Here is a 12,464-nt window from a genome sequence, read left to right as displayed (position 1 = left end):
ATGTGAGGCATCGTATATAAATTTTACTTAGATTCTTATATGAGGCAACAGGATTTTGAAAATAAAAATTTTGAGAAGTATAATTTTAAAAATATGGAGAAAATAAAACAAAAAAAAGAAGAAACTCTGAAAAAAATCTTAATAAGTATAGGAGTTTTATTTCTTTTTTTTATTTTCAATCTCTGGCAGTCAGGTTCTTTTTCTCAATTAAATCGGATAGTTAAAAATCCAAAATTACAGGTATTTACAATTGTCTCACTTGCTATTTTAATTGAGGGATTTCCATTTATTTTAATCGGTTCTTTAATTTCGGGTACAATTGAAGTTTTGGTTTCAGAAGATAAATTCAAAAAAATTTTACCTCAGGGTAAGTTTTCATCTGCAGTATTTGGCTCATTTTTAGGTTTTTTATTTCCTGTCTGTTCATGTGGAGAAATTCCTGTTTCAAGAAGATTGATGAAAAAGGGAATACCAACTCCAGGAGGTATTTCCTATCTTCTTGCGACTGCAATAATCAATCCAATCACTCTTTTTTCAACCTATCTTGCCTTTTCCTCTTTAAAAATGGTTTTTGGCAGATTCCTTATTGCCTTTATTGTAAGTGTTTTTGTTGGTATTTTAATTGCTCCAGAAGATAAAAGTGAAATTTTAAAGGAATATGAAGAAGGACACAAACATGATGAAAACCTTTCAAAATTTGAAAGAATTTTTATTCATTCAGGAAATGATTTTTTGATTATGGGAAAATACTTAATAATAGGAGCGACACTTGCTTCTCTTTTTTCAACATTTACTTCAAGAGAAGTATTTATTGCTATAGGCAAAAATAAAGTTTTATCAATTCTATCAATGCAAATTCTTTCTATAATTCTTTCATTATGTTCTTATGCGGATGCTTTTGTAGCGAGTTCATTTACTTACTTACCCGATATCTCAAAAATTATATTCATGATTTCTGGACCAATGATGAGTATATCTCTAATACTTGTATATTTTGCTGCATTCAAAGAAAAATTTGTCAAAAAACTTCTTGTAAGTGTATTCTTAACCCTTTTTATTCTTGGAATTATTGGAAGTTTTTTAGGAGGATGAGATATGAAAATTTTTAAGAACAGACAGTTTTATGAATTTTTAATTATAATTTTCTATATTTTGTTTTTTATCTCATTAATTTTTACAGGAAATTTCAAAATATTTGTCAAAAACTTTTATTTTCCATACATAGTAATAGGTGTTTTGATTTTGGTATTTCTCCTAACAATTGAAATTAAAAAAATGAAAAATTTTAAACAGTTAAATGTCTATGATATTTTTTCCTTTATTATATTCCTATTCCCTTTAATTTTATTTATTCTTGTCAGACCAACGGCTTTACCAACCTATGCTGCATTAAAAAGAGGAATACAGACAGAGTTTCTAAGCAAGGATATTTTAAAATCATTACAGGAAAAGATAGAAACAGAAGGGAAATACAAAAAACTTACAATCAAACAACTTCTTGCCCTTTCAAAATCAAAACCAGAAGAAATAGAAGAAAAAGATGTGAGCATAGAAGGTATGGTATATAAAGGAGAAGAAAAAGAAAAGTTTACTTTAATAAGATTTTTAATAACATGCTGTGCTGCTGATGCCACACCACTTGGGGTTGAAGTAGAATATAAGGGGATAAAAGAAAAATCAACAGGCGAGTGGATACCACCAGAAGAAAAAGAAGAATTTAAAAATGAGGACTGGGTGAATGTAAAAGGAAAAGTTAAAATAGAAGAGGGAAAAGTCAAAATAATTGCAGAAGAAGTTAAAAAAACAAATCCACCATCAGACCCTTATCTCTATTAATTAAAACAAATTTAACTTGCAAAATTTTTAAATTTATGTTATAATTAAATATTACCTTCCTTCACCCCCCTTTTTCCTCTCCTGTCTTCCCCGCAGGAGAGGTTTTTATTTATAGGTTTTCTATCTTGACAATTTAAAAGTATAACCGTATAATATAAATGAAAATCATTTTCATTTAGAAATGGAAAAATATAAAAAATCGCTTAAAAAAAATAAGTTAAAAATTACTCCTAAAAGGGTTGCAATAATAAACTATTTTCTCAAAAATGATAAATATTTTACTCCATTTGATATCTGGAAATATATGAAAAACAACTTTAAAAAAATAGGACTTCCAACAGTATATAGAAACCTTGCATATTTTGAAAAAATTGGGATATTAACAAAAATAGAAGGTGAAGAAAACAGATTTTATTATGGGATTTGCAAAGAAGAAAAGAATATTCATCATCACCATATAGTTTGTATCTCATGTCATAAAGTAGATGATTTTGGAATTTGTAATTTTGAAGAAATAAAAAATGATATAGAAAAGAAAACCGGCTTTATTATTACAGAACACCAATTTTTTCTTAAAGGATTATGTAAAAATTGTAAGAGGAGGTAAAATATGAAAAAAATAAAGTTTATTGGAGATGCTCTTTCTCATCATATACCTTTTTCTGTTCTCTCAGTTACAATTGGACTTATATTTGCTGGAATTTTAACCTTTTTTGTTGAAATTTTAAATATAGAGAACCCCTCTGAATATTTTGAAGAACTTTTCCATATTTTTCATCCAACACATATGCTTTTCTCTGCTCTTGCAACAACTACAATGTTCTGGAAAAATGAAAAGAAATTCTGGAAGGCATTTATAATTGGAGTAATTGGTTCTGCTGGAATTTGTGGAATAAGTGATATTTTTATTCCTTATATTTCTGGATTTCTACTCGGTGCAAAAATGAAACTCCATATATGTATAATTCAACATCCTCAAATTGTATTGCCATTTTTATTTCTGGGGGTTTTTATGGGTTATGTTGCACCTGAAACACTTGAAAAATCAGAAGGAGTTATTTTCTCTCATTCTTTACATGTATTTGTAAGTGCAACTGCCTCCATATTCTATCTTATCAGTTTCGGACTAATTGACTGGGTTCATCGGATAGGGAGTGTCTTAATTTATATGGTACTTGCTGTAGTAATTCCTTGCTGTACAAGTGATATAGTTTTTCCTCTTCTTTTTATTTCAAAAAAAGATAAATTATCTAAATACAGTCACATTCATTAAAAAAAAGTATCTTTCATTATTTTTACTTCCAGATTATAGAAAAAGAAAAGATGTTTTTACCTTCAGCAGAAACAATAAATTTTCCATCAGGTAAGGATTCAAGAAAATTTAATCTATCTTTTAAAATATATCTCCATAAACTTTTTTTATCGTATGAAAGGAAGAATAAAAAATTCCCTTTTTTTCCAGAAATCAATTCAAGAATTTCAGAAGAAAAAATATTATAATTAATTTCTTCATCATTTCTGAAATTTTTTATTTCATTTCCATTTAAATCATATAAATAAATCATTCCTGTTTCGGTTTCAACACAAATATAATTTTCTCCGGGTTTAATATTTATTATTTTACCATTTATATTTTTTTCCCATTTTAGGTTTCCATCATCCCTATAACAGTATAACTTCCCATTTTCTGTTCCTGTAAAAACCAGACTTCCATCGTCTTTTATATTAACAAAAGAAATAATTTCTGGTAAGTTTAAATCCCAGAAAATCTCTCCATTTTTATCAATATAAAGTATTCTCTTATCAATTCCAGCAACTATAAATTTACCATTTTCTGATATACCTATCCCTCTTCCTAAATTCCCTGTCTTTTTTGTCCATAAAATCTTTCCATTTCCTGTAAGAAAATATAAAATCCCTTCAAGTGTAAAGAAGGAAAAATAATTTCCTTCAGGTGAGATTGAAACTTTTATAATTTTTTCTGACATATTTAATTTTCGTATTAAAACTCCCTTATCATTTATCAAATAAGCACTTCCAGAATCACATCCTATTAAAATTCTTTTTTTATCTCTGGATGTCTTAAGGTCATTTATTAAATCATCGGTTTCATAACTCCACAAAAATTTTGTTTCTGGTAAAAATAAAGAAGATGGAATATCCAGTCCCTGAAAGTTTACAGTAAATCTTTTAATCATATTAGGAATATATCTCATATCATCTGTTTTATACTCATAATGCTCAAACCACTTTTTTTTGTTAATTGAAAAAACATCCAAATTAAAAACATAAGTATTAACAATTTTAGCAAGAGATGGCTTAAATACATAATCAGCATTCAGAATTTTACCTGCAATTGAAAGTTCTTCATCTTCTATTGACATTTCAATAAATTTCTGCTCATTCAAAACTTTTAAAAAACTCTCTCTTGGAACAATAATAACATTTTTTATATTATTAATTTCATCTGTTAATATACTTGAAAAATCTGTCTGGATAAACGGAGGAATGTCAATAAATACAGGATTCAGAATAATAACCAAATTTTTCTTAAACATTAAATTTAAATTTTTTATCTTCTTTTCTATGTCACTTATAGAATAATCTTTCCCCCAGTAATTTTTATTTTCAATAAATTTTGAAATCTCATAATATAAATTAATTGCTTGATTATACATTCCTTCTTTTTCATAGATACTGGCAAGCAACATATAATAGTCCGCATCAGGAATTAAACACTTACTCAGATAAACTTCAAAATACCTTATACTTTCTTTTATATAATTAGTATCTAAACAAAAATCTCCTATTATTCTATAGATAAAAGCAACCGGTGTTGCATATTTTAAATATTTTAAACTTTCTTTATCTCTTGGCCATCCAAATGGCCAGTTATTAGGAGAAAACGGCTCACATTTTTCTGTTTTTTCTTTAGCAGTTCTTAAATATGCATCTGCAGATTTTATATTTCCTCTATTTGAATAATAATTTGCTTTTTCAACTAACTTCCAGACCTCATTTGAAAAAACAACTGAAAGTTGTTTGTTCTTTTCATACCAGTTTGCCCCAAATCCATTAGCAAATAAAATAAAAAGAGTAATAAAAATAATAAATTTTCTCATGGGCTCTCCTTGAAAATAATTAAACCAAACTGGTCTGGAATATCTATTCTACCTGTCCATGTTGATATAATATAATTATTTATCTCTCTCTGAAAGTTTATTGTCCATTGAGTTCCTTTGATAATTTTTTCTACTTTTAAATCTTTAATAGGTATGGCTATTTCAGCAATCCATTTTCTAACTGTTCCAGGGGAAGAAACATCTGTATCAATTTTCCAATCAGAATTCCATAATTTATCCACATCTTCTTCATTTTTATAAAATTTCCATTTGTAACTGTATTTAAGATATCTTACTTCTTCAGAAAGTGGAAATGTAAACTTAAGGGGATGAAAAACGAATTGATACCATTCATTAAAAGAATTCTTTGGATTTATAGAAATTGTTAAAAAATCTCTTGTATCAAAATTTATTACACCATTTGATGGATTTTCACATTTAATTAAAAAGTAAATATTTTCATTGTCATAAACACTCGCTATTTTTGTTTGAGCATCAATAAAAACTTTTTCATCTTCTATACTTATAAATCCATTAATTTCCTCAATCATTTTCCATATTCCTTCATCATCTTTTCCATCTATTTCAACTGGAATATCTGTTTTATATGAATACATTATCTTCGGACTTACCTCCTGAACTCCTAATTTATTTCTATATATTTCCTCTCTAATAAAAGGTATCTTACTTCTGAGATTAGAAGGAATTTTTTGGTCCTTTAGATAAATATTTGCAAGTGTTCTTATAGGTTCAACATTTATTTCAGACAATCTTACAAGAACTTCTAAACCTGTTAAATTTCCTAACCTTGCGAGTCCCCATGCAGAAATAATTTTTATATCAAGTTCTGAGTCATGAAGTTTTTTAATAAATATAGGTGAATACGCTATCTTATCTAAATAAATAAGAGATTCAACTGCAATTTTCTGATAATAAACATCATCATTATTAATATTTTTCATAATCACATTAATCCCGTCGTTTCTACCCATTTTTGCAAGAGAATTGGCACATATAAGTTGATATTCAGGGTCAAAATGAGTTAATCCCTGTTTTAAAATTCCAATTGAACTTAAATCTCGCATTTCTCCTAAAACAATAGCACATAATTTTTTTAATTCTACATCTGATTCTTTTGCAAGTTCTTTAACATTTTTTGCAAATACTTTTCTGGGCATCTCTTTTAAAACAAAAACCGCTTTTTCTCTAACTTCTGGATATTTACTATAAAACATCTTAATTAACAACTTATTTATTTCATTACTTCCTATGAAACTATCTATTTTATCAATAACAAATTTTCTATCGCTTTCTCTCATACTATTTATTTTAATAATGCATTCATCTATTATTTCACCTAAATATCTTGAACTGCACTTTCTAATTCTTATATCAGGGTCATTCTTTTCCATATAAACAAGATTTTTAATGTAATAATCATCAAATTTATCAAGATAATAGAAACCTTCAATAGAAGTATATCTTATTTCTCTATCAGAACTTTTTAAATATTTTTTGAGTATATCTTTTGCTCTGTTTAAATCAAGATTTCCTATTTTTCCAAGTTCAATTATAGCCAGTTTTTTATGCTCTATGTTTGTTTCTTTATTCTCAATAAACTTTTCTAAAATAGGAATAAATATAGAATCATCAGTTCTTTCAATAATATTTATTGCTTCTTCTCTAACACTTAGGGACTTATCTGCAATACATTTAACTATTTCAGGATAAGAAGCAGGATTTTTAAATTTTTCAAGTGCCCATAAAGAATATATCTTTACACTCTCATTTTCATCACTCAATCCTTTAATTAAACCATTTATTCCTTCTTCTCCTTTTAATCTAACAAGAGTTTTAATCGCTTCAATCTTTACCTTTACAGATGGTTCATTCAATAAACCCTCAATTTCTTCTATATTTTTCGTTTTAAATCCTTCAAGTGCCCATAATGATTTAATCTTCACCTCATCACTTTTATCTCCCAGCAATTTTACAAGATATGGAATACTCCTTACATCTTTCACACTTTCAAAAATAGAAATTGTTAATAATTTTATCTGCTCATCATTACTTTCAAAACAATCAAAAAGTAATTTTAATTGATTTTCATCCATTGACTTAAAATTAAATCTTGTTATGTTTTTCCATAATAATCTCTTTAATGATATCAGAATTGCTTTTTTTACTTCTAAATTTGTCTCATTAAGATGTGAAATAAGATTAGAGATTGAATTTTCGTCTCCATATTTTCCAATACCTATTGCAGCATAGTATCTTACCTGCCAGTATGGGTCATCAAGTGAAGCAAATAAATTCTCAAGAATATCCCCTTCTCCAAATTTAACAAGTCCTTTTATTCCATATAATCTTATCTGCCAGTACTCATCACCAAGAGATTTTTTGTAGAAATCAATACAGGTAGAATCTCCTATTTCATAAAGTATTAAAGATGCAAAAGTTCTAACTTCTTTATCTTCATCATCTAAAAAATTAGCAACTTCTTTTATATAAACCTTATCTTTATTGTTTAAAACTTTTTTCAGAAATTCAATCTTCTTTGTCTTTGTCCCGAATGTAAGAACCTGAGATTCACCATATATACTAAAATTTAGTAAATATAAAAAAATAAAAATTTTACTTATCTTTCTCATAATAGTATTTTGGAAAACCAATATCGACTAATTTAATTTTTCCTACATATTCAGGTCCTTTACCAGTAAAGAAACCTTTTTTTAAAAATCCCATGCTTATTGTTATATTACTTTTAACAGAAACACCGTGTATTTCACCTGTGTCAGCATCAAGCCCTGATGGTATATCAATTGACACAGTATAAATTGAACTTTTATTTATAAACTCTATTACATTTCTCATATCACCTTTTATTTCACCTTTTATTCCTATCCCTAAAATAGCATCTATAAAAACGTCCTTTCTTTCAATTTTCAACCCTTTTAATTTTAAATCATTTATACTCTCTGTGTCAATTTTTAATCTTCTCAATATTTCAAAATTTAAAAAAGAAATATCGGTAAAATCTTCTGGTTTGCCAAGGTAAAAAACTTTAACATTTGCTCCATTATTAAATAAATATCTTGTAAGAACAAAACCATCACCTCCATTATTACCCTTACCACACAAAATAAAAAACTTTCTATTTTTTATATCTTTCAATATTTTTTTTATTACATAAAAACTTTCTCTTCCTGCATTTTCCATAAGAATCAAATTGCTGATACCAAATTTTTCAACTGTTTCTTTTTCTATTTTTAATATCTCTTCCCTTGTTAAAATTATTTTTTTCATTTAATTCTTTTTAAAAATTCTTTTGCAACTTTATCTACAGGACCTGCACCTATAGTCAAAATTATATCTCCTCTCTTTTTTATTTCATAAAGATATTCTACTATTTCTCTAAAAGTTGGAAGATAAATTGCTTTTTTACCATTTTTTCTTATTTTCTCAACAAGAATCTCTGCATTAACAAGTTTTTTTTCAATTAATGAATCCCTGACAAAATATATATCAGGAACAACAATTTTATCTGCAAGTGAAAATGATTTTGCAAAGTCCTTCAATAAAAATCTTGTTCTGCTATATTGATGTGGTTGAAATACGACTATCAACCTTTTATCAGGAAATACCTGTTTTATACATTTCAGTGTTGATTTTATCTCAGTTGGATGATGTCCATAATCATCAATAACAATAATATCCGATTTTTCTCCAAGAATTTCGCATCTCCTGTGAACTCCCTTGAAATTTTCAAGTCCTTTTTTTATTTCTTTCCATAAAAAACCAAGGTAAATCCCAACTCCCACAGCAGCAAGAGAATTCAAAACATTATGTTTACCCCATAGATTTATATTAACTTTTCCAAGTTTTTTCCCATTAAAAAAACACTCAAACTCTGTTTTTCTTCCTCTTATTCTAACTCCTTCACATGTTATATTTCCTGAATTAAACCCGTAAGATAATTTTTTAATTTTTAGTTTTTTAACAATACTTTTAACATTTCTATCTTCATTACAGTAAATTAAAACACCATCTGATTTAATATTTTGAGAAAACTGAAAAAAAGCACTTTTTATATCATTTATGTCTTTATAGTAATCAAGATGGTCTTTTTCAATATTTGTAATGATAGCAATTTCTGGATGGTAATTTAAAAATGATCTTTTATACTCACAACCTTCTACAACAAGAAACTCACCATCACCCACACCCGAATTTCCTACATTTATAATTTCACCCCCTATTAAAAAAGATGGTGATAAATTTAATGTCTTTAGAAGATTTACCACAAGGGCAGAAGTTGTTGTTTTCCCATGAGTACCTGAAACAACAATTCCCCTTTTTTCTTCCATTATTTCTCCAACTGCTTCCGGGTAACTTAAAACAGGGATATTTAATTCTTTTGCTTTTTTATATTCAGGATTATCAGGTAAAATTGCCTGAGAATAAATAACAAGGTCTATATCTGAATCTATATTTTTTTCATTCTGTCCAATGTACACCTTTATTCCTAATTTTCTGAGTTTTTTAATAATTGGTGAATAATTATTATCTGAACCGGAAACTTTTTTATTTAAACGAAGTAAAATTTTAGCAAGACCACTTACACCAATGCCACCAATCCCGATGAGATGTATTCTTTTTGAGTTTTTTATAAATCCTTTCATGTTATCTCCTTAAAAAGTGTAAAAATAATCTCTTCAATTTTACCATTATCAGAAAGTTTAATTTTTTTCAAATTTTCCTTTAATTTATAACTTTCCTGTAAAAACTTTTCAAATAAATCAACAAAATTCCCAGTTTCAATATATTTTTCTTCAGCAAAAAAAGCACAACCAACTTTTGATAAATACTCAGCATTTCTGACCTGATGACCTCCTGCATATGGATAAGGGATTAAAAAAGCAGGAATTTCCTTTTCAACTATTTCTACAAGAGTTCCCGCTCCTGCTCTACATATAACATAATCAACTGCAGAATATAGTTTATTCATCTCGTAAAAAAAATCATAAACTTTTCCCTTTATATTATTCTCAAAAAATTTTTTTTCTACAAAATCTTTCTCTTTTCCTGCTATGTGTACAAGTTGAAATCCTTTTTTTTTAAAGTAACTGAGATTATTTATGATTAATCTATTTATGAAAGAAGCACCCTGACTTCCTCCAAGAATTAAAATTGTTTTTATATTTTCAAGTCCGTAAATTTCTCTTATCTTTTCTTTTCTATAATTTTCTCTATATTCTGAAATTAATGGAAATCCTGTTATAATACATTTTTTAGAAGGTAATTTATTTTTATAAGGAAATGTTAGTAATATAAAGTTTACGAAAGGAGATAAAATTTTTGTGGTCTTTCCCGGTATGTAATTTTGCTCATGAATTATTATTTTTTTACATAAAATTCTACCCCCAATAATGAAAGGTACACATACATAACTTCCAGTTCCTATTATTATTCGTGGTTTTTCTTTTAAAAAGAGAATAATTGAAAAAATTATAAGGTAAAAAATTTTAAAAGTGGAAAAAATAAAATTTTTTTTTGTAATTCTTGCTGTTGGAATAAAACGAAATGTGAAATTCCTTTTTTCAAGATGTTTAACTATATATTCCCTTTTCGGAACAAAAAATTTAATTTCAAACTTATCCTTTAATCTCTCTCCTATTGCAAGACCAGGAAAAAAATGTCCACCGGTAGGTCCTGTTATTATAATTGCTTTTCTCATAGATTTAATTATATCATATATAAAGAATAACATTCACTAAAAATATGGGAAAAAAAGCGATAGGTTTAATATCAGGAGGTCTTGATAGTGTTCTTGCACTTCAGATGATAAAAGAACAGGGTTTTGAGATTATAGGTATTTTTATAAATACACCCTTTATTTCAAAATTTGGAGAACAGATAATAAAAAACCTGAAAAAATTGTCCGATGAAATGAATTTTAAACTTTTAATTATTGAAGCACAGGAGGACTACATTGAAATTGTAAAAAACCCTGAATTTGGATATGGCAAAAATTTAAATCCATGCATTGATTGTCATATATACATGTTAAAAAAAGCAAAAGAAATTATGGAAAAAGAAAAAGGAGAGTTTGTATTTACAGGAGAAGTCCTTGAACAGAGGGGTAAATCACAAAATTTAAATGCTTTAAAAATCATTGAAGAAAAATCATCATTAAAAGGGAATCTTTTAAGACCTCTTACAGCATTAAATTTACCACCTACAGAAGTTGAAAAAAGAGGTATTGTACAAAGAGAACTTTTACTTGGTATCAAAGGAAGAGAACGAAAATTGCAACTTTATCTTGCTCAAATAAAAAATTTGAAATATTTTGGAACACCTTCTGGTGGTTGTTTACTGACAGATGCTGGATTTTGTAGAAAATTAAAGGATTTATTTGAACATTCCAGTGATATAAACTTAAATGATTGTTATATTCTACAGATAGGAAGACATTTCAGGATTTCTCCAAAAACAAAATTGATTATTACGAGGGATGAAAGAGAAACAGCAAAAATAATGAATTTTTGTAATGAAAATGATCTTATAATTTTTTCTGAAAAAAATCCAGATGTAATAGGTATGATAAAAGGAGAGATTGAAAATTTAATCTTTGAAATTTATAGTTCTTATTTGAAAAAAGAAGATATATGTTTTGTTAAAAATTTAAAAGGAGATATACTGGAAAAAAAAATCATAGAGAAAAAGAATAAAGTAGATTACAGAAAATTCTTATTATGAACAAAAAGATAAACTTAAAGGAAAGATTTTATAGAAGTATAGTAAAAAGAGAAAATTTTTTGAAATTTGAAGTTAAGGTAGAGGAAACCGACCTTCTTGTTATGGCTAAAAAAAATCTAAAAAATGAAATTTTTAATGAGGTTAAAAAACAAAGAGAAATTTTGAAAGATTATATTAGAGAGAACCCTGATTTTTTATTCTCTTTTTCTCCTGTTTATGCTAAAAGTGATGCGGAAATTATAAAACTTATGTCAGAAAGTTCATTTTTAACAAAAACAGGACCAATGGCTTCAGTAGCAGGTGCAATATCTGAAATAATAGGAAAAAAGTTTATTTCTGAATCTGATGAAATAATTATTGAAAATGGAGGAGATATTTTTGCTAAAATGAATAGTGATTTTATAGTTGGGATCTATGCTGGAAACTCTCCTTTTTCAATGAAAATAGGAATAAAACTTAAAAAAAGGGAAATTCCATATGGAATTGCAACTTCAAGTGGAAAACTAGGACACTCAATAAGTTTTGGAAAAGCAGATGCTGTTACAGTTATTTCCCCTTCTTCAACATTTTCAGATGGAGCAGCGACTTATTTCGGTAATTTAATTAAAGATAAAATAGATAAACAACTTATTATTTCCGAATTGAAAAATTTTGTATTTATTGAAGGAATTGTTATTATAAAAGAAAAAGAAATTTTTTTATGGGGAGATATAGAAATTGTAAACTTAACTGGTTGAAATTAAAAAA

At 27.0% G+C, this 12,464-nt stretch carries 11 protein-coding genes; 6 read left to right on the top strand and 5 right to left on the bottom strand.

Annotated elements, in window-relative coordinates; all coding sequences use genetic code 11:
* Window positions 1-93 precede the first annotated feature (93 nt).
* The 4 genes from PKV21_00620 to PKV21_00605 all read left to right on the top strand — a co-directional run bounded on the left by PKV21_00620 (window position 94) and on the right by PKV21_00605 (window position 3,109).
* Complete coding sequence (locus PKV21_00620; protein HOM25995.1) at window positions 94-1,092, top strand: permease; 999 nt, start codon at window positions 94-96, stop codon at window positions 1,090-1,092.
* A gap of 3 nt (window positions 1,093-1,095) precedes the next feature.
* Window positions 1,096-1,836 carry a TIGR03943 family protein gene (locus PKV21_00615; protein HOM25994.1) on the top strand — a complete coding sequence of 247 codons (741 nt, stop codon included), beginning with the start codon at window positions 1,096-1,098 and terminating at the stop codon, window positions 1,834-1,836.
* Window positions 1,837-2,017: 181 nt separating this feature from the next.
* Entirely contained in the window at window positions 2,018-2,443 is a 426-nt protein-coding gene (locus PKV21_00610; protein HOM25993.1) for a transcriptional repressor, read from the top strand.
* 3 nt (window positions 2,444-2,446) lie between these two features.
* A complete protein-coding gene (locus PKV21_00605; protein HOM25992.1) occupies window positions 2,447-3,109 on the top strand; it encodes a hypothetical protein in 663 nt (220 codons plus the stop codon).
* Window positions 3,110-3,131: 22 nt separating this feature from the next.
* Here PKV21_00605 and PKV21_00600 read toward each other — a convergent pair whose 3' ends face one another.
* From PKV21_00600 to PKV21_00580, 5 genes are read right to left on the bottom strand one after another with little or no spacing between them, the layout of a single operon-like run.
* The gene (locus tag PKV21_00600) at window positions 3,132-4,958 is read right to left on the bottom strand and encodes a hypothetical protein (protein ID HOM25991.1); all 1,827 of its coding nucleotides are present in this window, start codon (window positions 4,956-4,958) and stop codon (window positions 3,132-3,134) included.
* Window positions 4,955-7,609 carry a HEAT repeat domain-containing protein gene (locus PKV21_00595; GenBank protein ID HOM25990.1) on the bottom strand — a complete coding sequence of 885 codons (2,655 nt, stop codon included), beginning with the start codon at window positions 7,607-7,609 and terminating at the stop codon, window positions 4,955-4,957. Before PKV21_00595 ends, PKV21_00600 begins: the two co-directional genes overlap by 4 nt.
* Complete coding sequence (locus PKV21_00590; GenBank protein ID HOM25989.1) at window positions 7,593-8,264, bottom strand: NAD(P)H-hydrate epimerase; 672 nt, start codon at window positions 8,262-8,264, stop codon at window positions 7,593-7,595. Before PKV21_00590 ends, PKV21_00595 begins: the two co-directional genes overlap by 17 nt.
* Window positions 8,261-9,640, bottom strand: coding sequence for a UDP-N-acetylmuramate--L-alanine ligase (murC, locus tag PKV21_00585; GenBank protein ID HOM25988.1), 1,380 nt, complete (start codon window positions 9,638-9,640; stop codon window positions 8,261-8,263). Before murC ends, PKV21_00590 begins: the two co-directional genes overlap by 4 nt.
* Entirely contained in the window at window positions 9,637-10,695 is a 1,059-nt protein-coding gene (locus tag PKV21_00580; protein ID HOM25987.1) for a UDP-N-acetylglucosamine--N-acetylmuramyl-(pentapeptide) pyrophosphoryl-undecaprenol N-acetylglucosamine transferase, read from the bottom strand. The genes murC and PKV21_00580 overlap by 4 nt, the downstream gene beginning before the upstream one ends.
* A 44-nt stretch (window positions 10,696-10,739) precedes the next feature.
* Here PKV21_00580 and PKV21_00575 point away from each other — a divergent pair, with 44 nt between their 5' ends.
* Together PKV21_00575 and PKV21_00570 are read left to right on the top strand one after the other, a co-directional pair.
* Window positions 10,740-11,717 (top strand): tRNA 4-thiouridine(8) synthase ThiI, encoded by a 978-nt coding sequence (locus tag PKV21_00575; GenBank protein ID HOM25986.1) that lies wholly within the window; start codon window positions 10,740-10,742, stop codon window positions 11,715-11,717.
* Window positions 11,714-12,454, top strand: a complete 741-nt coding sequence (locus tag PKV21_00570; GenBank protein ID HOM25985.1) for a UPF0280 family protein — start codon at window positions 11,714-11,716, stop codon at window positions 12,452-12,454. The genes PKV21_00575 and PKV21_00570 overlap by 4 nt, the downstream gene beginning before the upstream one ends.
* The last annotated feature ends 10 nt before the right edge of the window (window positions 12,455-12,464 follow it).

This window comes from bacterium (assembly GCA_035371905.1).
GTDB lineage: Bacteria > Ratteibacteria > UBA8468 > B48-G9 > JAFGKM01 > JAMWDI01.
The sequence above is the reverse complement of the archived record's forward strand: the minus strand, read 5'-3'. Positions and strand labels throughout refer to the sequence as shown.

What these genes read in the sequence shown, in the direction of transcription:
- PKV21_00620 (HOM25995.1), top strand. Translation starts at nt 94, where the DNA reads ATGGAGAAAATAAAACAAAAAAAAGAAGAAACTCTGAAAAAAATCTTA.
- PKV21_00575 (HOM25986.1), top strand. Translation starts at nt 10,740, where the DNA reads ATGGGAAAAAAAGCGATAGGTTTAATATCAGGAGGTCTTGATAGTGTT.
- PKV21_00595 (HOM25990.1), bottom strand. Translation starts at nt 7,609, where the DNA reads ATGAGAAAGATAAGTAAAATTTTTATTTTTTTATATTTACTAAATTTT.
- PKV21_00615 (HOM25994.1), top strand. Translation starts at nt 1,096, where the DNA reads ATGAAAATTTTTAAGAACAGACAGTTTTATGAATTTTTAATTATAATT.
- PKV21_00605 (HOM25992.1), top strand. Translation starts at nt 2,447, where the DNA reads ATGAAAAAAATAAAGTTTATTGGAGATGCTCTTTCTCATCATATACCT.
- PKV21_00610 (HOM25993.1), top strand. Translation starts at nt 2,018, where the DNA reads ATGGAAAAATATAAAAAATCGCTTAAAAAAAATAAGTTAAAAATTACT.
- PKV21_00580 (HOM25987.1), bottom strand. Translation starts at nt 10,695, where the DNA reads ATGAGAAAAGCAATTATAATAACAGGACCTACCGGTGGACATTTTTTT.
- murC (HOM25988.1), bottom strand. Translation starts at nt 9,640, where the DNA reads ATGAAAGGATTTATAAAAAACTCAAAAAGAATACATCTCATCGGGATT.
- PKV21_00570 (HOM25985.1), top strand. Translation starts at nt 11,714, where the DNA reads ATGAACAAAAAGATAAACTTAAAGGAAAGATTTTATAGAAGTATAGTA.
- PKV21_00600 (HOM25991.1), bottom strand. Translation starts at nt 4,958, where the DNA reads ATGAGAAAATTTATTATTTTTATTACTCTTTTTATTTTATTTGCTAAT.
- PKV21_00590 (HOM25989.1), bottom strand. Translation starts at nt 8,264, where the DNA reads ATGAAAAAAATAATTTTAACAAGGGAAGAGATATTAAAAATAGAAAAA.